Raw genomic sequence first — 17,842 nt, 5'->3', positions numbered from 1 at the left:
CCGTGGCCCTGCCGGACACTCCGCTGGGCTGGGTAGAGCACCTCGCCCGACGGCACGACGCCGACCTGCCGGCACTGCGGGAGTTGAACGACCTGTACGAGGGCACGGCACCGCTGCACTACATCCACCCGGAGATCCTTCGGGAGGTCGGCGAACGCATCCAGGCCGTGTCCCTCGGGTGGCCGATGCTGGCGGTGGATCCGCTGGAGGAACGCCTGGACGTGCTGGGCTTCCGGTATCCGGAGCTGGACGACCCGAACCCGGACGTGCCGGCTGAGGAGTTGGCGTCGCAGGCCGCCGACGCGAACCTGACCCGCGTGTGGCAGGACAACGACCTCGACGAAGAGGCCCAACTGGGCCGGCTGGACGCGCTGGTGATGCGCCGGTCGTACCTGACGGTGGGCACGAACGAGGACGACGCGGACACGCCGCTGGTGACGGTGGAGTCGCCGCTGGAGATGTACGCGTTCATCGACCCACGTACCCGGCAGCCGCGGGCAGCGTTGCGTCGCTGGTCGGAGGACCAGTACGACCTGGTGAGGCTGCCGCAGGAGTACGCCACCCTGTACCTGCCCGAGGCGACGATCTGGTTTGACAAGGGCCCGCAGGGCTGGCGGGAGACGGGCCGGGACGCACACGGCGTCGGTGAGGTGCTGGTGACCCCGCTGACCAACCGGTCCCGCCTGGCGGACCGGTACGGCCGGTCGGAGCTGACGGCACCGCTGCTGTCCCTGTCCCACGCGGCGAACAAGATCGCCAGCGACATGATGGTCGCCGCCGAGTTCCACGCGCTGCCGTTGCGGGCCCTGTTCGGGATCGGTGAGGACGACCTGGTCGACGACAAGGGCAACAAGCAGTCGGCGTTGCAGGTCATTATGGGCCGGCTGCTCACGCTGGAAGGGGTCGACGGCGGTGAGGTGAAGCCGCACGAGTTCGCCGCGTCGTCGCTGTCGAACTTCCACGACAGCCTGACCCAGTTGGCGAAGCACGCGACGGCGCTGGTCGGTTTGCCACCGACCGCGTTCGGCGTGGTGACGGACACCCCGGCCAGCGCGGAGGCGTGGCGGGCGGCCGAGGCGCGGCTGATCAAGCGGGCCGAGCGTCGGCAGACGGCGATGTCCGGGCCGTACGAGCGGATGAACCGGCATGTACGCCGTCTGCAGGACGGGGACTGGGACCCGCAGGCCCGCCGCCTGGAGACGATCTGGCGGGACCCGGCCACCCCGACCCGGGCGCAGGCCGCCGACGCGGTGACGAAGCTGTTCGGTGGCGGCCCGGTCATCACGCTGCGGCAGGCCCGCGAGGATCTCGGCTACGGGCCGGGGCAGATCCGGCGGATGCAGGCCGAGGACGACGCCGCCGCGTTGCGGGATCCGGTCGGCCAGATCGCCCGCAGCATGAACCCGGCGCCGGTCGAACCCGCCCCGGTGGCACCGGAGCCGGCCGGTGTCGGCGGCTGAGCAGGTCGCGCTCGCGCACTATCGGCAGCGCCGCCAGTTGATCGACGCGCTCGCCGCGGTGGCCCGTCGGGCGTGGAGGCGAGTCGATCGGGACGACATCGCCCGGTCGTGGGCCGCCCAGCTGGTCGAGGTGGTGGCGTTGACGAACGCGGCGCAGCTCGCCGCAGCGCGCACCGCTGACGACTACCTGGACCAGGTCCTCGACGTCCAGGGGATCAACCCGGCCCGGGAGGGCCGGCTGGTGCCGGCGTCGGTGGCCGGGGTCGCGTCGGACGGCCGCACCCTGGCCGGGCTGCTGTACGAGCCGGCGGTCGGGACATTGTCGGCCATCAAGGCGGGCGCCGACGTCGACCGGGCGCTGGCCGGCGGGTACGCGCTGCTGGACATGATGGTCCGCACGCAGCTCGCGGACGCGGGCCGCACGGCCGACCAGGTCGCGTTGGCGGCACGGCGGCACGTCGGCGGGTACGTGCGGATGGTCGTCGGGAACACGTGCGGCCGGTGCGTGGTGCTGGCCGGGAAGTGGTACCGGTACAACGCCGGGTTCAGACGACACCCACGTTGCGACTGCATTCACGTGCCGGCGAGCGAGGACACCGGCCGGGACATCCGCACCAACCCGCGGGCATGGTTCGACAGCCTGTCGGCGGCCGAGCAGGACAAGCAGTTCACGAAGGCTGGCGCGCAGGCGATCCGCGACGGGGGCGACATCTCGCAGGTCGTCAACGCCCGCCGCGGGGCGTACGGGTTGACGCCGGCCGGTGCGCGGATCACCGCTGAGGAGGCCCGCGCGATCCGGGGCGGCCGGGCGCGTGGCCGCCTGGAGGCGGTCGACGTGTACGGCCGTCAGCTGTTCGTGACCAACGAGGGGGTGACGACGCGTGGTCTGGCCGGTCGCAGGCTCGGTGCCCGGGATGGCAGCAAGCAGGGCCGGTACCGGGCGGCGAAGACGCCCCGGCTGATGCCCGAGTCGATCTATCAGATCGCCGGCAATGACCGGGCTGAGGCACTCCGGCTGCTCAAGCGGTTCGGATACATCATCTGACCTGGCGCGATGCCGGGTCGCCAACCCGAGAGGTCGCGATGACCCACCTTCCCATCCATCCCTATCTGGTGCATCCGCGTACGGGCGAGCCGCTGCGCGCGATCTACCGAACCCGGGCCGGCCGGCTGATCTGGCCGCAGCTCGGCGCGGCCGAGGACCCGGCGCCCACGCCGCCGACTCCACCAGCCGACCCGGCACCAGTGCCACCTGCGAACCCTCCCGCCGACCCGCCGCCGAAGCCGGACGACAAGCCGCTCGGCCCAGGCGGGGAGAAGGCGCTCCGGGAGGAACGCGAGGCCCGCAAGGCCCTGGAGAAGCGGATCGCCGCACTGGCGCCGCTGGAGCAGCTCGCCGAGATGCTGGGCGGCAAGTCCACCGGCGACCCGAAGACGGACCTGGAGCAGCTCACCGAGCGGCTCGACGGGTACGAGCGGCGCATCGCCGAGGAACAGTCCGCCCGGTGGCGGCTGGAAGTGGCCGCCGAGAAGGGCCTCACCCCGCAGCAGGCCGCCCGGCTGACCGGATCCACCCGGGACGAACTGGCGGCCGACGCGGACCAACTCCTGACACTGTTCCCGGCCTTCGACCCGTCGAAGCCACGCAATCCGGCGCCGGACCCGTCGCAGGGCAGCCGCGGCACCCAACCACCCGACCTCGACGCCCAGATCGCCGCCGCCCAGAAGGAAGGCGACTACCGCAAGGTCATCGCCTTGCAGAAACAGAAGCTGGCCAACGTCCAGCGGTAACCAACGGGCCGGCGCGGGCCGCGCCCATCACGCACGAAGGGAGCACCAGCCGTGGCTGGTATCACCGCGCTCGGCACCACCTACAACCTGCCCAACTACACGGGCATCCTGCACATGCTCACCCCGGCCGACACGCCGTTCTTCAGCGCGATCGGCGGGCTGACCGGCGGCGGGCAGACCACCGACCTCGAGTTCGAGTGGGGCACCTACGACCTTCGGACTGCCGGTCAGAACGTGTCGCTGGAGGGTCAGGACGCGCCGACGGACCAGGAACGGGTCCGGGCGGCCGCGAACAACATCACCCAGATCCACCACGAAACCGTCGGCGTCAGCTACACCAAGCAGGCCGCCACCGGACGGCTGTCCGGTCTGGCGACCGCCGGCGCGGCCAGCTCGGTGCTGTCGGAGCTGGACTGGCAGACCGAGATCATGCTCAAGCAGATGATCCGCGACGTCGAGTGGTCGTTCATCAACGGCACCTACCAGAAGCCGTCGGACAACACCACGGCCCGCAAGACCCGGGGCTTGCTCGCCGCGATCACCTCGAACGTGATGACGGCCGGTGCCGCCCAGCAGACCGGCACCGCCGCCGCGGCGACCGACCTGATCACCCTCACGGCGCACGGCCTGACCGACGGCGACACCGTCCGGTTCTCCAGCGTCGGCGCGGCGACGCCGCTGTCCACCGCCACCGTCTACTACGTGGTGTCCAGCACGGCCAACACCTTCAAGGTGGCCACCATTAAGGGCGGCACCCCGGTCGACATCACCGTCGACGGGACCGTGGTGTGGAACGAGGGCGTCGCGCTCACCAAGACGCACATCGACACCCTGCTGCAGTCGGCGTACGACAACGGCGGCCTGATGGAGTCGGAGACCCGCACCCTGATCGTCGGGTCGGCGCAGAAGCTGGCGGTCACCGCCGCGTACACCGCGGCCGGGTACGTGATGAAGCAGCTCGACGGGAACATCGGCGGCGTCACCGTCAACCGCATCGACACCGACTTCGGTGTCCTGAACATCATGCTCGACCGGCACATGCCGCAGGACACCATCGCCGCGGTGTCGCTGGAGGACTGCCGACCGGTCTACCTCGAGGTGCCCGGCAAGGGCCACTTCTTCGAGGAGCCGCTGGCGAAGACCGGTGCGAAGGACCGCAACCAGCTGTACGGCGAGGTCGGCCTCGACTACGGCAACCAGCAGAAGCACGCCAAGCTGACCGGCCTCAAGGCCTGACGGGAGAGCTGACTCCATGAGCGAGAAGAAGGACAGCGGCCTGGTCGTGACGGCCGGGTACGTGACCGTCGAGACGCAGGTCGGCGCCGGCCGCGCCCTGGTCGACATCCCGCAGGGCTCCCCTCTGCCGGACGACGTGCCCGAGGAGCAGCGGCAGCGCCTGGTCGACGCCAGCGCCGTCGGACCGGCCGACAGCGAAGCCCAGGACGACGAAGAGCAGACCGGCCGGGCGCGTCCGGTGCCGGGCCTGGTCGAGCCGGACGAGATCAACCCGGACGTCGTCCCGGCCGGCTCGATCAAGCAGATCCTCGACTGGGTCGGCAAGGACCTCGCACGGGCGCGGGTCGCGGCCGACATGGAACGGGCCAAGGGCCTGAACGCGCGGTCCGGGCTGCTGGACAAGCTGGCCAAGGTCGCGGCCGGTGAGGAGTCCGACCCGCCGAAGGTGCCCGAATCGTTCGTCGACGACGGCACCGTCGTGGCGCCGGCGCCGGCCGGCGGGGTCGCCGAGCCGAACGAGGACCTCGACGAGGTCACCGACAAGCCGGCCAAGAAGACCAGCGCCAGCCGGCGATAACCGGGCAGGCCGGGCGGCATGACGGCTGCCGCCCGGCCACACCAGGAAGGAGGCGGACGTGGCGGACCAGCTGGCGACCGCGGACGACCTGAGAACCCTGCTCGACACGCCGGATCTGGACGAGGCCCGGTGCGTGCTGCTCATCGAGTGCGGCACCGCCGTGGTGCAGGCCGCCGCCAATGGGCAGCGGATCGTGGAGGTTGTCGACGACGTCGCCGAGGTGACCGCAGGCCCTGGCCAGTGGCTGAACCTGCCCCAGTGGCCGGTCCAGGCGGTGAAGTCGGTGTCCTACAACGGCACGCCGGTGGCGGCCGGTGCGGCCGGCTACCAGGTGCGCGGGTCCCGGCTGTGGCGCCGCTGCGGCTGGTCGACCTGCCCGGGGGACCTGAACGTCGCCACGGTGGTGTACACCCACGGCTATCCGGACGGGGCGCAGGAGTTGCAGTTGGCCCGCAGCGCGATTCTGGGCCTGATCCGGGACGTGGTCGACAACCCGGCCGGCCTGAAGGCCGAGTCGGTGGACGACTGGTCGGCTACCTATTCGGCGCTGTCGACGCAGATGGACGGCACTCCGACGCTGCGGGCGTCGCTGCGCAGGCAGTACAGGCGGCGCTGATGTCGGTGGAGCGGGCGTTGGCGGCTGGCCGTCGGGCGGCTGAGCGGCTGATGGTGGACCAGTGCGTGATCCGGCGGCGCACCGGCCGGGCGACCGACCCGGACACCGGGGTCATCACTGACACCTGGGACGACGTCTACACCGGCCGGTGCAAGGTTCAGCAGGCCGCGGTCCAATCCAGGCAGGAGCGGCCCGGGCAGGCCGAGCTGCTGATGGTGCGCCGCGAGTTGCACCTGCCGGTGGTCGAGTCGGCCGGAGTGCGTGCTGGCGATGAGGTGGACATGACCGCCTGCGTCAACGATCCGGACCTGACTGGCCGCCGGCTCGTGGTCCGAGACGAAGCCGCGAAGTCGATGGCCACGGCCCGCCGCCTGGGTGTCGAGGAGGTGACGAGCTGATGGACGTGGAGGTCACCGGCGATCGGGAACTGCTCGCCGCGCTGAACCGGGCGCAGTCCCGGTCGGTGCCCGAGGTGGAGAAGGTCGTCGCCAAGGGCAGCCTGAACATCAAGAAGGGCGCGCAGCGGCGGGTGTCCGGCCTGAAGCACGCCCCGGCCTACCCGGCGTCGATCTCCTACGACCTGTATCACGGCCTGCTGACGGTCCGGTCGCAGATCGGCCCGGACAAGACGAAGCGTCAGGGCGCGTTGGGCAACCTGCTGGAGTTTGGCTCCCGGAACAACGCGGCGATCCCCCACCTGCTGCCGGAGTTCGCCGCTGAGGAGCCGCGGTTCGTGGCCGCGTTGGAGGACCTCGCGGCCGACCTGCTGGGGGGCTGAGGTGGGTGTCGTCCAGGCGCACGCGGACGCCTTCCTGGCGCTGCTGCGGGGTACGGCCGGGCTGACCGTGTATCCGCGGCCGGACGGTGCTGGCGACGGGCAGCGGGTCCCGGCCGGCGCTCGGCCGCCGTACGTGGTGGTCGACGTGGCGATGGAGACGCCGGAGGGTAGCGCGCTGGCCGGGGTGTCGGACCGGGTGACCGCGTGGGCGTACTGCCACTGCGTGGGCGGTAACGACGTGGCGTGCCGGGCGGTCGCCCAGCTGGTGCGGTCGGCGCTGCTGGATCGGCGGCCGGTCATCGCCGGTCGGGCGACCGGGCTGATTCGGCACGACGCGAACCGGCCACCGAGTGCCGACGAGTCCACCGGCGAGCTGGTGGTGGAGCAGACGGACGTCTACCGGCTGGACACCTACCCGGCTTAGCTGCGCTTGTCGTCTTGCGACGGGGGCGCGATGAGGATGGCCAGGCCGAGCAGCGTGATGAGGGCAAGGACGCTGCTGACGATGATCTGCGCGAGCGTGAAGCCGAGGCCCCAGGCCGTGGTGGCCCAGAATCCGGCGCCGGCCAGCATGAAAACGGCTCTGTAGTTACCCACTGCACGTCCCTTCCTCGGAATGTGCCCGCCAACGTACCGGCGCTGATCCACTCTGCACGCTCCGCCAACCGGCGGACATGACACCCAGGAGGACGCCCGATGGCGCTCTACACCCATGCCGTGGGCCTGACCGCCGCCGGCACCCTGTCCACCCCGGCGGCGGTGTCGTCGTCGGACACCATCTCGGCGGCCGACATCGGCTCCCGGGGCGCGCTGCTGCGGGTCATCACCGCCGGCACGGCCACGAACGTCACCGTGGCCGACCCGGGAACGACGGCGGCCGGGAACGTCGGCACCCCGACGGCGGTCGCGGTCGGCACCACCGCCGCGAAGATGATCTACATCTCGCCGGCAGCGGTGAACCCGTCCACCGGCGTCGCCACCGTCACCTTCAGCGCCACCACCTCGGTGACGGCGGAACTGTACAGGCTGTGAGAAGGGACCCGTCCATGCGCTGGTGCGTGATCCGCCACCCCGACCTCGGTGAGGCTGTCGTCGCCGAGCCGTCCCTGACCGTGCACCGGCCGCGCGGCTGGGTGCGGGTGTCCCCGTGGTCGACCGACCGGGACGCGCTGCGCCCGGCTGACCACCCGGGCCTGGTCGACCTCGACGCCGACCCGGACCAGGCCGACCAGCAGCCGGCCGACACCAACCCCGACGCCGAGCGGCCCACGCCGGCGCCCGAACCGAAGGCCACGGCCAGGAAGCGAGAGAACTGATGTCGGTCATCATCATGGACGGCCGGGTGGCGGTGGCCTGGTGCAACGCCGTCGCCAACCTGGCCGCCCCGACCGTGGCGGAGGTCAACGGCGGGACTCGGCTGGAGGGGTTGATCACCCCGGACGGGCTCGACATCAAGATGGGCACCGGGAACGTGAACAGCTCCAACCTGGGGTCGAAGTTCACCACGAACCGGGCCGGTCGGATCACCCCCGAGGTCAGCATCACGTTCCACCACGACAGCCCCGTGGACACGGCCTGGACACTCTTCCAGTACCGGACCACGGGCGTGCTGATCGTGAGACGCGGCATCGACAAGGCGACCGCGTTCGCATCCGGGCAGCCGGTCGCCGTGTACCCGCTGGAGGCGGGCGCATCGGACGAGGTCAAGCCGGCGCCGGACTCGACGTGGGACTTCATGGTGCCGTTCTTCGTCTACCTCGACCCGGAGCCCCGGGCCACCGTCGCATGACCGACTTCGACGCGATCCTCACGCAGGCGAAGTTGCCGGAACGCACCGTTCCGTTGTGCCTGCGTGAGGACCTGGTCGCCGAGTACGAGCGGCTCGACGCCGAGCTGCGGTCGGCGTCCCGGACGGCGCCGAGCCTCGGCGAGCCGGCTCCGGCGACGGTCATCGCCCGGCGGATGGAGGAACTGCGGCAGGAGATGCTCGCCTGCCAGGTCGAGTTCCGGCTACGCGCCTGGCCGGCGCGGAAGTTCGCGAAGCTGCGGGACGGGATGCCGAAGCCGGCCGACGGGCAGGCGGATGACGAGTTCGCCGACATCTGGCACGCCGCCGTGTGTGACCTGGTGTCGAAAATGCTGGTCGAGCCGAAGGCGACGGCCGAGCAGGTCGACGCGCTGTCGGAGCGGCTCGCCGAGTCGCAGTGGCTGAAGCTGTCGAACGCGGCGTGGGACATCAACGCCAGCGGCCAGGCCATCCCTTTCTCCGTGGCCGCCTCCGCGATTCTGTCGAGCGACGACGCGAAGTAGAGGCGGCTGTCCACGTCGGCGTACCGCTGTCCGTGTGGCTCGGTGAGCCGACCCGGGAGGTGGTCGAGCACTACGGGCCGGACGGCACGCTGACCGGCCGGTCGGTGGTCACCCGGCCGTCGCCGTGGACGGACGAGGACCGCGGCTGGCTGATGGCGTGGCTGGCCGAGCAGCGGGAGGTGTGCCCCGGGTGCGGGCTGCCGCTGGTCGACTGCCGGGACCCGAAGACAGCCGGGTCGTGGACGCCGGTGGTGGACATCTGCCAGGCGTGTCTGGTGGCGCAGGCCGAGATGGACAACCAGAACGAGGGGCCGCGTAGGCGTGGCCTGTACGTCGGCGTACGGCGTACCTGACCGTGAGGGGGCAGGGTGGCTGACCGCAGCATCACTGTGTCCCTGGTCGCCCGCGTGGCGGGGTTCCAGGCCGGGATCAGCACCGCGGCGAAGTCGGTCAAGGACTTCCGGGGCGAGCTGGACGGGCTGCACGAGAAGAACCGGGCCCGGTTCAACGACCTGTCCCAGGCCGCCGGCGGCGCCGGGCTGGTGCTGGCCGGGGCGTTCGCGTACGCGGCCAAGGCGGCGGCCGATTTCGACAAGCAGATGAGCGCGGTCAACGCCGTCACGAATGGCTCGGCGCAGGAACTCGACCAGCTGCGGGCCGCCGCCCTGGAAGCAGGCAAGGCCACCTCGTTCTCCGCGTCCCAGGCGGCGCAGGCAGAGGAGGAACTGGCCAAGGCCGGCATCTCCACGGCGGACATCCTCGGCGGCGCCCTCAACGGCTCGCTCGCGCTGGCGGCGGCCGGGTCGCTCGACCTCGCCGAGGCCGCCGACATTTCCGCCAAGGCGATGAACGTCTTCGGGCTCAGCGGCCAGTCCGTGGGGCACATCGCGGACGTGCTGTCGGCCAGCGCCAACAAGAGCGCCACGGACGTGCACGAGATGGGTGAGGCGCTGCGGATGGGCGGCCTGGTCGCCAAGCAAGCCGGACTCAGCCTCGAAGACACCGTCGGCGTCCTCAGTGCGTTCGCGGACCGCGCGCTGGTCGGCTCCGACGCCGGCACCAGCCTCAAGACGATGCTGCAGATGGTCGCCAACCCGACCAACAAAGCGGCCGGGCTGATGAAGGAACTGGGCATCAACCTGTACGACGCCCAGGGCAACTTCGTCGGCGTCGAGAAGATGGCCGGGCAGCTGCAGACGGCGCTCGGCGGGCTCACCCAGCAGCAGCGCCAGTCCGCCCTGGCCACCATCTTCGGCGCCGACGCGGTCCGGGGCGCCAGCGTGCTGTACGAAATCGGCGCGTCCGGGGTGCGCGAGTACCGGGACGCCGTCGACGACCAGGGCGCCGCCGCCGAGACGGCCCGGAAAAAAACGGACAACTTGGCTGGCGACATCGAGCGGCTGAAGGGATCGCTGGAAACCCTCGCCATCGAGGCCGGGTCCGGCGCCAACTCGGGGCTCAGGATCCTGGTGCAGGCCGTCGACGGCCTGGTCGACGCCTTCTCGTCGCTGCCCGGCCCGCTGCAGACCAGCCTGACGGTGCTGTCCGGGTTCGGCGGCGCCGGGCTGCTCGCCGTGGCCGGTCTGCTGAAGCTCAAGGCGACCGCGGGTGACGCGTTGCAGTCGCTGCGGGACATGGGCCCGACCGGTGAGAGGGCCGCGGCCGGGCTCGGCCGGATCGGGTCGGTGGTGGGCCGGATCGGTCTGATCGGCGCCGGCGTGGGCTTGGCTTTCGCCGGCTTCCAGGCGTTCGGCGACTGGGTCGAGAGACGCCATGCCCCGGTCAAGGCCGACATCGACAAGCTGACCACTTCGCTGAAGGAGTTTGCTGACTCGGGCAAGGTCGCTGGCGAGTTGGCCAGCCGGTACGGCGACCACCTGCAGAAGATCGGCCAGGACGTCACCAGCATCACCAAGGGCATGGCCGACTTGGCCCGGACGCAAGCCGACGTCGCCGCCGGCCTGACCGCCGCCGAGGCCGCCGAGGGATGGGATCCGGTCGACCCGCAGGCCGTGCAGCGGGTCAAAGATCTGGATACGGCGTTGGCGCAGATGGTCGCCGCCGGCGGCGCCAGTCAGGCCCGGATCGCCCTCGATGAGCTGCGATCGTCGGGCGCCCTGACGGATGAGCAGTTCGCCCAGCTCACGGGGATGTTGCCGCAGTACAACCAGGCCGCGCAGGCCGCTGCGGCGGCCAATTCGGGGCTGGCCCAGGGGTTCGGGTCGGTCGGCGCGAACGCCCAAACGATGGTCGGCAGCCTGCAGCAGGCCATCGAGAAGGGTCAGACGCTGCTGGACGTGTGGAAGCAGCTCAACGGTGCCGCGTTGTCGTTCGACGAGAGCCAGCTGCGGGTTCGGGATGCGATCGACAAGGTGAAGCAGAGCTTCGCCGACAATGGCCGCGAGATCGAGGGGAACAGCCGCAAGGCGCTGGAGAACCGGGTCGCGGTCGGGCAGGCCGCGCAGGCCGCCGCCGACGCCGCCCAGCGCAAGCTGGAAGAGACCGGGTCGATCGAGTTGGCCAACGGCGTCTACAACCAGTACATCGGCCAGCTTCGCAAAACCTTGCACCAGGCCGGGTTGACGGACGCGCAGATCGACACCCTGATCGCCACCTACGGCAAGCTGCCGGCCGCGAAGAACACGAAGGTTACGGCCGACACCGGCCCGGCGGTCGGGGCCGTGAACAGCCTGATCGCGCGGATCAACGGTATGAAGGCCCGGATCCGGGTCGAGGCCGAACCGTCCGGCGGGTTCGGCGGCGCCAAGGGAACCGGACTGGGCTACTCGACCGGGATGCGGTGGGGCGGCGTCGTCCAGCACGCCGAGGCCGGACTACTGCGGCAGGCGCAAATCGCTGCTCCGTCCGGACCGGCCCGCTACGCCTGGGCCGAACCAGCCACCGGCGGCGAGCTGTTCGCACCACGGTACGGGGACATGGACCGGACCAGGGCGTTGGTCGGGTACGCCATCGAGCACTGGTGGGGTGGCTGGCAGCAGTTCGCCCCCTCCGCCCCGCAGGCCGCACCGGCGTCCGCCGGGCCGAGTCCGATGGCGTTGGCGCAGGCGATCCGGGCCGCGCTGGCCGGGGTGTCCGTGCAGATGGACGGCCGGACCGTCGGATACATCCAGGGCCGCGAGGCCAACCTTCTCGCCAGGTGAGGAGACCTGCCGGTGGGTTACGACGTGCAGTTCGTCGACAGCATCTCCGCCACGGCTACCGTCCGGCTCGACCTCGGCCTGTCGCCGTGGAACGTCCGCGACAACACGGTGTTCGACCTGCCGGACCTACGCCGGTCGGCGGTGTCGACGCTGCTGGCCGACGGCGACCGCTACCCGGCGGCCGCCTACGCCAACCGGGTCATCACCCTGGTGGTGCAGATCCGCGCGGCGTCGGACGACGCCACGGCTGCGGCGTTGCAGACGCTGATGCGGGAGCTGGACCGGCAGAGCAACATCATGCGGTACCGGCCCGGGACCAGCGCGCCGGTGTTCTTCCGGACGTTCCGCACCGCGCCGTCCTCGATGATCTGGGATCCCGTGCAGAAGGAGCTGGTGGCGCAGATCCCCGCCGAGCCGTTCGCGCTCGGAGTGCTGGAGACGTTGCCGGCGGTGCGGGTCGCCAACGACCCGGCCCTCGCGAACCAGGTGGACAACGCCAACCCGTACTTCGAGACGGACGCCAGCAACTGGTCCGGCGTGAACGGTGCGTCGGTGGCCCGGACCACGATCCTGTCGTGGGAGGGCCTGGGCGCGCTGACGATAACCCCGGCCGCCAGCGCGGGCCCGGGCGCCCAGTCGGAGGAGTTGCCCGCCACGGCCGGCAACTCGTACTGGCTGTCCGGTCGGCTGCGGTCGTGGTCGGCGGCGACCCGTACGATCAACCTGGCCTGGTACAACTCCAGCCACTCGCTGATCAGCACGTCGGCGATCAGCCTGGCGGCGCCGACGGACACCTGGGTCGGGTACGGGCCCACGAAGTTCACCGCACCGGCCGGTGCTGCATTCCGGCGGATCACGACGACCGACCCGGGCACCCCGGGCGCCGGGAACCCCTGGTACGTCGACAGCATCATGACGTGGGCGGACGGCGCCGGCACCGGCTGCTGCTGGGACGTCGCCGGCGTGAAAGGCGACGTCGAGACGCCCCTGAACCTGGCGATCGCGCAGGGCTCCCTGACGGGCGGGTCGGATCCGCGCCGGTCGGTGATCGCGGTCCGGCGCCGCGGCACGCCGGCGCAGATGCCGCTGGTGTTGCAGGCGGAGACGATGACGGGCCTGACCGACACGGCCATCGCCGCGGCGGCGGGCGACCCCAACATGTCCGGCGGCGGCCAGAATTTCTTGAGGACGACGTTCGCCACGAACGCGAACTTGGTCAACCGGGCCCGGCTGGCCGCCTGGCCATCCGGCACGACGCCCGACACCAGGGGCACCTACCGGGTGTTCGCCCGGGTCCGCAAGTCCAATGGCAGCGACGTGATCAACGTGCAGGCGCTCGTGTCGACGCCGACGACGCCGGCGACCACCGACACCGTCACCCTGCCGCAGGGGTTTGCGAACGTGCCGGTCTGGGCGGATCTGGGGCTGCTGCCGGTGCCGGCCGGCGCGGACCCGGTCACCGACTCGACCGGTGTGGAACTCGCGGTGGCGCCGCAGACGCTGCTGCTGTTGGCGTCTCGGTCGTCCGGGTCCGGCACTCTCGACTGGGACGTGGTGCTGTTCGTGCCGGCCGATGACCGGCTGGCGGTGGTGGACTGGCCGGTCGACACCGCGCTGACCAGCATCGTGCTCGACTCGGCGCGCGTCATGGCCTACGGCGTCGGCGCGGCCGGTGAGGTGCGTACCACCGGCAAGGTGCCGATCATGGGTGGCCTGCCGATGGTCAGCCCCGGCGTCACCAACCGCATCGTCTGGTTGCAGGACGCGGGTACGCGGGCCAGCGGCGCGACGCCGACGCTCGGCAACAGCACCGTGATCACCGCCAGCTACCACCCGCGTTACCTGTACGTGCGGCCGGCGACGACATGAGCCTGCCGATCCCGCTGACGGTGCGGCTGTCCACCACGTCGACGGACATGCACATCGGCGCCCAGGTGCGCGACTTGACGTTCGGCTGGACCGACCCGGGCGGGTACGCGTCCTGCCGAGTGAGCCTCGACCGGCCGTTGTCCCTGCAGCCGGCCGAGATCGCCTACTACGGCACGTTGACCGTGCATGACGCCCGCAACGGGACCACGGTGTGGGAGGGGCGTCTGGAGGATCCCGGCCGCAGTGCGGGCCGTGACGGGCAGGTGTGGGACCTCGCCGCGCTGGGCGGGAAGGCGCACACCCAAGACCGGACGCTGCCGCTGCTCTACGTGGACGGCGGCTACTCGCCGTGGCAGCGGGTGGACAACGCCACCCCAGGCGGTCAGGACGGTACCAGCGTGGACCCGGGCGACGCGGCGGGCCTGCGGCAGGCGCTGGTGCTGCGCTTCCCGCAGGCCCTGGCGGTGTCGTCGGGGTCGCGGGTGGTGGTGCGGCACAGCGGCGCCCAGGCGGCCGGCCAGAAGATCGCCAGGGTGTCGTACACCTGGGACGCTGGGATCACCTCGCCGAACCTGACGGTGCAGCTGGTGACCCGCACGGACGGCAACGTCGGCACGGGTGAGGTCGCCTCGACGCAGACGTGGACCACGGCCGGCGGTTCGGCCAGCCCGACCGTCGTGACGAACTTCCCGAACAACCCGTCCCCGACCTGGCGGAACACGGCCGAGTTCTGGATCCAGTACGCGGGCGGCGCCGGGACGGTGACCGCGGACACCTGGTGGGCGTCGCTCTACAACGTGTCGCTGCGCACGATGCTGCTCACCGCCACCGGCACGGAGATCACGACCGGGTACGCGGCGCCCACCGTCCTCGCGTCGGAGGTGGTGGCGGACCTGCTCGGCCGGGTGCTGACCGGGTTCGACGGGTCGACCGCCATCATCGCCACGACCAGCTACGGCATCGACCAGCTGGCCTACCCGGACGGGGTGACGCCGGAGAAGGTGCTCCAGGACCTGCTGGCCCTGGAGGCCGGCTACACCTGGCGGGCCTGGGAGCGCACCGCGTCCGGGAAATTCCGCTTCGAGTGGACGCCGGTGCCGAACACGGTGCGGTACGAGGCTGACGTGGTCGACGGCTACGACTCGCAGGGCAGCGCTGACGGCCTCTACAACCAGGTGACCGTCAGGGGCCGGGACCTGAGTGGCCGGGTCCTCACCCTCACCCGGACCGCCACCGTGCCGGCGCTCGACGCCGCAGGCCTGGTGCGGCAGGGGCAGGTTGACCTGGGGGACGAGGTGTGGTCCACGGCGGCGGCGCAGCGGGTCGGTGACGCCTGGCTGGCCGCCCGCCAGTACCCGCCCAACGCCGGCCGGCTGCGTATCTCGGGGCCCGTGCTGGATTTGACGACGCACCGGTACGTCATGCCGTGGGAGATCCGGCCCGGCCTGATCCGGGTCCGCGGCATCCTGCCTCGCCCCGACGCCCTCAACGCCACCAGCAGGGACGGCGTGACGGTGTTCCGCATCGTCGCCGCCGAATACCGGGCGTCCGACGCCGCCGCCACGCTCGACCTGGATTCGCCCGCCCCGTCGGTGCCGCAGGCCCTCGCGGACCTGGCCCGCGCCGTCAGCAACCCACGGAGGTAACGACATGCCTGACCTGCTCACCGTGACGCCGATCATCTACGCCCGACAGTACGACGGCACCAACTCGGCCGAGATGTTGGTGCCGATCACGCCCGAGGCCGGGCCGGCGATCGTGTCCGAGGAGGACGGGGTTCTGACGCTCGCCCCGGGGCCGATCCCGTTCGGCAGCGTGACCGTCCAGACCGGCCAGTACGTGATCTACGAGTGCCCGGACGGATACCCGCCCGGGCAGCGCATTCCGTGGCTGGCCGTCGACACCCTCGACGCCTACCACGTGCTCGCCACCAACGGCGGCGCCGCGTGAAGGTCTCGGGCATCAGCTTCGTGCAGGGCCGCAACGGCTACTCGGATCCGGACGGCCGGAAGTACGGCATCGCGATCCACAACACCAGCAACGACGCGAGCGCGCGCGATGAGGCGTCGTACGCGACCCGCCGCACCGACGGCACCAGCAGCCACTTCTACGTCGATGGCCGCGAGGTGATCCAGTCGCTGGACACGTCGGTGCGGGCCGGGCACGCCGGGTCGACCTATGGCAACAACCACGCCGTCGCGGTCGAGATCACCGGCACGAACGGCAAGAGCCGCCAGTGGTGGCTGGACAACGTCGCGTGGACGCAACTCGGCCGGGTCATGGCCCAGGTGTGCCGGGCGTACGGGATCGCGGTGCGGCGGGCGACCGTGGCCGAGATGGTCCGCAACCCGACCGTGCGCGCGTTCTACAGCCACGACGACATGCGGCGGGCGTGGGGCGGCACCACCCACGACGACCCCGGGCCGAACTTCCCGTGGGACCGGCTGTTTCAGGCGGTCAACGCGGCCCTGAACCCGCCCAAGCCCGCCCCGACCCCGGCGGCGAAACCAACCAGGAAGGACGACAACATGCTGATGCTGAAGCTGCCCAACGACAAGACGATCTGGCTGTCCCGGGACTACGGCTCCGGTCCGGAGCGGGTCGCCCTGGTCGCGTCGGACGAGATGCCGTCCGGCGTGCCGGTGATCACGGTCAAGGACGAGGCGCGGATGACCCTGCTCGGCGGACCGGTCCGCACCGCGCCAACGAGCTGAGCTGACGTGTGGGCGACCTGGCAACCCTGGCCACCACTGGTGGCGGCCTTGGCCTGCTCGCCGTCGTCATCGGCTACCTGCTCGCCAGCAACCGGGCTGATCGTCGCGAGTACCAGGACGCCGTCGACCGGGCGGAACGGCGGGCAGACGAGGCGGACGCCAGGGCCCGCGCCGCGGTGGCGGCGTCCGAGGCGCTGCAGCAAGCCGTCGACGAGGCCCGCGCCGGCCGGCGTGCGGCCGAGGACCGGGCCGCGCTCGCCGAGCGAGAACTGGCCCGCTACCGGCCGCCGGGCGGTGCGCCGTGACGGATGAGACCCGGCGGCTCAACAAGCGGATGGACCGGCGAGCCCGGCGCCGGCTGATCGTGTCGGTCCTGGCGGCGGCGGTGATGGCGGCCGGTATCGGCTGGTGGGTGTCGACGTTGGGCCGGCAGACCGCCCAGCAGCAGCAGCGCGCCGACACCGCCGTCTCCGGGGCGGAGCAGCTGTGCCAGCAGGTGCGGCAGCTCGGTGGTACCTGCGTGGTGGATCCGGCGGATCTGCGTGGCGACCCGGGTCCGGCTGGCCCGGCGGGTCCGGTCGGGCCGCCTGGCCCTCCGGGTGTGCCGGGTCTGGATGGCGACAAGGGCGCGACCGGCCCGACCGGGCCGGCGGGTGCGGCCGGACAGGACGGGGCGGCGGGCAAGGACGGGCCAGGCGGTGCGGCGGGTCCGCAGGGACCACCAGGCCCGGCCGGTCCGGCGGGTCCGGTCGGGCCCAAGGGCGAGCGGGGCGAGCGCGGGCCGCAGGGTGAGGCCGGGCCGGCCGGTGCGCAGTGCCCGGCAGGGACGCACCCGGAGACGGTGACCGTGGTGACGACGGGCGGGGCCCGGCAGATCGCGGCCTGCGCCGCTGACTGACTACCTCGGCTCAGCGACGTACTCGGCGAGCAGCCGCTCGACCACCGCGCTGATGGTCTCGCCGTTGGCCTTGGCCTTGGCCTTGGCCCGGTCGTAGTTGGGGCCGAGTCGCATGGACCGGGTCGGGGTCTTGCCGGTGGCCGGGCGGCCCGGTCGGCGCGGCTGCTCCGTCACTGCGGCCCACCGGCCGCGAGGGTCAGCCGCTCATCGAGGTCGCGTGGGGTCCATGGGTAGGAGGTGGGCTCCCGGTCCACGATTTCGGCATCGGCGGGGATGATGCCTGCGGCCTTCAACCTGGCTACGCCGTCGGCGTAGCTGTCGCCGGGTTGGAGTGGTACGGCGTTTAGTACCGAATCCGCGTCGTCTACCAGCATCCATGCTGGTGCGGCGTTGTCCTCGATACCGGTGGATGCCATCACGAAGTACTCCATG

24 protein-coding genes are annotated in these 17,842 nt (G+C 71.5%); 21 read left to right on the top strand and 3 right to left on the bottom strand.

Annotation, left to right across the window (positions count from 1 at the left end; translation table 11 throughout):
- Positions 1–2 precede the first annotated feature (2 nt).
- The 9 genes from ACFOX0_RS17860 to ACFOX0_RS17820 are packed head-to-tail and all read left to right on the top strand — an operon-like array spanning position 3 to position 6,882.
- Positions 3–1,460, top strand: a complete 1,458-nt coding sequence (locus ACFOX0_RS17860; RefSeq protein WP_377547155.1) for a phage portal protein — start codon at positions 3–5, stop codon at positions 1,458–1,460.
- Positions 1,447–2,505, top strand: a complete 1,059-nt coding sequence (locus ACFOX0_RS17855; RefSeq protein ID WP_377547153.1) for a VG15 protein — start codon at positions 1,447–1,449, stop codon at positions 2,503–2,505. Before ACFOX0_RS17860 ends, ACFOX0_RS17855 begins: the two co-directional genes overlap by 14 nt.
- Before the next feature lie 38 nt (positions 2,506–2,543).
- Positions 2,544–3,251 carry a hypothetical protein gene (locus tag ACFOX0_RS17850; protein ID WP_377547151.1) on the top strand — a complete coding sequence of 236 codons (708 nt, stop codon included), beginning with the start codon at positions 2,544–2,546 and terminating at the stop codon, positions 3,249–3,251.
- Between the two features lie 51 nt (positions 3,252–3,302).
- Positions 3,303–4,487 (top strand): SU10 major capsid protein, encoded by a 1,185-nt coding sequence (locus ACFOX0_RS17845; RefSeq protein ID WP_377547148.1) that lies wholly within the window; start codon positions 3,303–3,305, stop codon positions 4,485–4,487.
- A 16-nt stretch (positions 4,488–4,503) separates the two neighbouring features.
- A complete protein-coding gene (locus ACFOX0_RS17840) occupies positions 4,504–5,064 on the top strand; it encodes a hypothetical protein (protein ID WP_377547146.1) in 561 nt (186 codons plus the stop codon).
- A 58-nt stretch (positions 5,065–5,122) separates the two neighbouring features.
- Positions 5,123–5,680 carry a hypothetical protein gene (locus ACFOX0_RS17835; protein ID WP_377547144.1) on the top strand — a complete coding sequence of 186 codons (558 nt, stop codon included), beginning with the start codon at positions 5,123–5,125 and terminating at the stop codon, positions 5,678–5,680.
- On the top strand, positions 5,680–6,078 hold the full coding sequence (locus tag ACFOX0_RS17830) for a DUF6093 family protein (protein ID WP_377547142.1): 399 nt from the start codon (positions 5,680–5,682) through the stop codon (positions 6,076–6,078). Before ACFOX0_RS17835 ends, ACFOX0_RS17830 begins: the two co-directional genes overlap by 1 nt.
- Complete coding sequence (locus ACFOX0_RS17825; RefSeq protein ID WP_377547140.1) at positions 6,078–6,458, top strand: hypothetical protein; 381 nt, start codon at positions 6,078–6,080, stop codon at positions 6,456–6,458. Before ACFOX0_RS17830 ends, ACFOX0_RS17825 begins: the two co-directional genes overlap by 1 nt.
- Position 6,459: 1 nt before the next feature.
- Complete coding sequence (locus tag ACFOX0_RS17820; protein WP_377547138.1) at positions 6,460–6,882, top strand: hypothetical protein; 423 nt, start codon at positions 6,460–6,462, stop codon at positions 6,880–6,882.
- On the opposite strand, the gene ACFOX0_RS17815 is transcribed toward ACFOX0_RS17820, so the two are convergent.
- Positions 6,879–7,055: a hypothetical protein gene (locus ACFOX0_RS17815; RefSeq protein WP_377547135.1), complete on the bottom strand. Its 177-nt coding sequence runs from the start codon at positions 7,053–7,055 to the stop codon at positions 6,879–6,881. The two genes, ACFOX0_RS17820 and ACFOX0_RS17815, sit on opposite strands and share 4 nt — an antisense overlap.
- Positions 7,056–7,154: 99 nt before the next feature.
- Here ACFOX0_RS17815 and ACFOX0_RS17810 point away from each other — a divergent pair, with 99 nt between their 5' ends.
- The 12 genes from ACFOX0_RS17810 to ACFOX0_RS17755 are packed head-to-tail and all read left to right on the top strand — an operon-like array spanning position 7,155 to position 17,410.
- The gene (locus ACFOX0_RS17810) at positions 7,155–7,490 is read left to right on the top strand and encodes a hypothetical protein (protein ID WP_377547133.1); all 336 of its coding nucleotides are present in this window, start codon (positions 7,155–7,157) and stop codon (positions 7,488–7,490) included.
- Positions 7,487–7,774: a hypothetical protein gene (locus tag ACFOX0_RS17805; protein ID WP_377547131.1), complete on the top strand. Its 288-nt coding sequence runs from the start codon at positions 7,487–7,489 to the stop codon at positions 7,772–7,774. The genes ACFOX0_RS17810 and ACFOX0_RS17805 overlap by 4 nt, the downstream gene beginning before the upstream one ends.
- On the top strand, positions 7,774–8,247 hold the full coding sequence (locus ACFOX0_RS17800; protein ID WP_377547128.1) for a phage tail tube protein: 474 nt from the start codon (positions 7,774–7,776) through the stop codon (positions 8,245–8,247). Before ACFOX0_RS17805 ends, ACFOX0_RS17800 begins: the two co-directional genes overlap by 1 nt.
- Positions 8,244–8,768 (top strand): hypothetical protein, encoded by a 525-nt coding sequence (locus tag ACFOX0_RS17795; protein ID WP_377547126.1) that lies wholly within the window; start codon positions 8,244–8,246, stop codon positions 8,766–8,768. Before ACFOX0_RS17800 ends, ACFOX0_RS17795 begins: the two co-directional genes overlap by 4 nt.
- A 32-nt stretch (positions 8,769–8,800) precedes the next feature.
- A complete protein-coding gene (locus ACFOX0_RS17790) occupies positions 8,801–9,121 on the top strand; it encodes a hypothetical protein (protein WP_377547123.1) in 321 nt (106 codons plus the stop codon).
- A gap of 15 nt (positions 9,122–9,136) precedes the next feature.
- Entirely contained in the window at positions 9,137–11,929 is a 2,793-nt protein-coding gene (locus tag ACFOX0_RS17785; RefSeq protein WP_377547120.1) for a phage tail tape measure protein, read from the top strand.
- A gap of 12 nt (positions 11,930–11,941) precedes the next feature.
- The gene (locus ACFOX0_RS17780; RefSeq protein ID WP_377547118.1) at positions 11,942–13,798 is read left to right on the top strand and encodes a hypothetical protein; all 1,857 of its coding nucleotides are present in this window, start codon (positions 11,942–11,944) and stop codon (positions 13,796–13,798) included.
- Positions 13,795–15,444, top strand: coding sequence for a hypothetical protein (locus tag ACFOX0_RS17775; protein WP_377547116.1), 1,650 nt, complete (start codon positions 13,795–13,797; stop codon positions 15,442–15,444). Before ACFOX0_RS17780 ends, ACFOX0_RS17775 begins: the two co-directional genes overlap by 4 nt.
- 4 nt (positions 15,445–15,448) lie before the next feature.
- Positions 15,449–15,748: a hypothetical protein gene (locus tag ACFOX0_RS17770; protein WP_377547113.1), complete on the top strand. Its 300-nt coding sequence runs from the start codon at positions 15,449–15,451 to the stop codon at positions 15,746–15,748.
- On the top strand, positions 15,745–16,512 hold the full coding sequence (locus ACFOX0_RS17765) for an N-acetylmuramoyl-L-alanine amidase (protein WP_377547111.1): 768 nt from the start codon (positions 15,745–15,747) through the stop codon (positions 16,510–16,512). Before ACFOX0_RS17770 ends, ACFOX0_RS17765 begins: the two co-directional genes overlap by 4 nt.
- An 8-nt stretch (positions 16,513–16,520) precedes the next feature.
- A complete protein-coding gene (locus ACFOX0_RS17760; RefSeq protein ID WP_377547108.1) occupies positions 16,521–16,817 on the top strand; it encodes a hypothetical protein in 297 nt (98 codons plus the stop codon).
- Entirely contained in the window at positions 16,814–17,410 is a 597-nt protein-coding gene (locus tag ACFOX0_RS17755) for a hypothetical protein (RefSeq protein WP_377547105.1), read from the top strand. Before ACFOX0_RS17760 ends, ACFOX0_RS17755 begins: the two co-directional genes overlap by 4 nt.
- Here ACFOX0_RS17755 and ACFOX0_RS17750 read toward each other — a convergent pair whose 3' ends face one another.
- Both ACFOX0_RS17750 and ACFOX0_RS17745 read right to left on the bottom strand, forming a co-directional pair.
- Positions 17,411–17,584: a hypothetical protein gene (locus ACFOX0_RS17750; protein ID WP_377547102.1), complete on the bottom strand. Its 174-nt coding sequence runs from the start codon at positions 17,582–17,584 to the stop codon at positions 17,411–17,413.
- Positions 17,581–17,841, bottom strand: a complete 261-nt coding sequence (locus ACFOX0_RS17745; RefSeq protein ID WP_377547100.1) for a hypothetical protein — start codon at positions 17,839–17,841, stop codon at positions 17,581–17,583. Before ACFOX0_RS17745 ends, ACFOX0_RS17750 begins: the two co-directional genes overlap by 4 nt.
- Position 17,842 lies beyond the last annotated feature (1 nt).

It is taken from the genome of Micromonospora zhanjiangensis (assembly GCF_042650605.1).
Lineage (GTDB): Bacteria > Actinomycetota > Actinomycetes > Mycobacteriales > Micromonosporaceae > Micromonospora_J > Micromonospora_J zhanjiangensis.
This window is presented reverse-complemented; position numbering and strand designations above follow the sequence as displayed.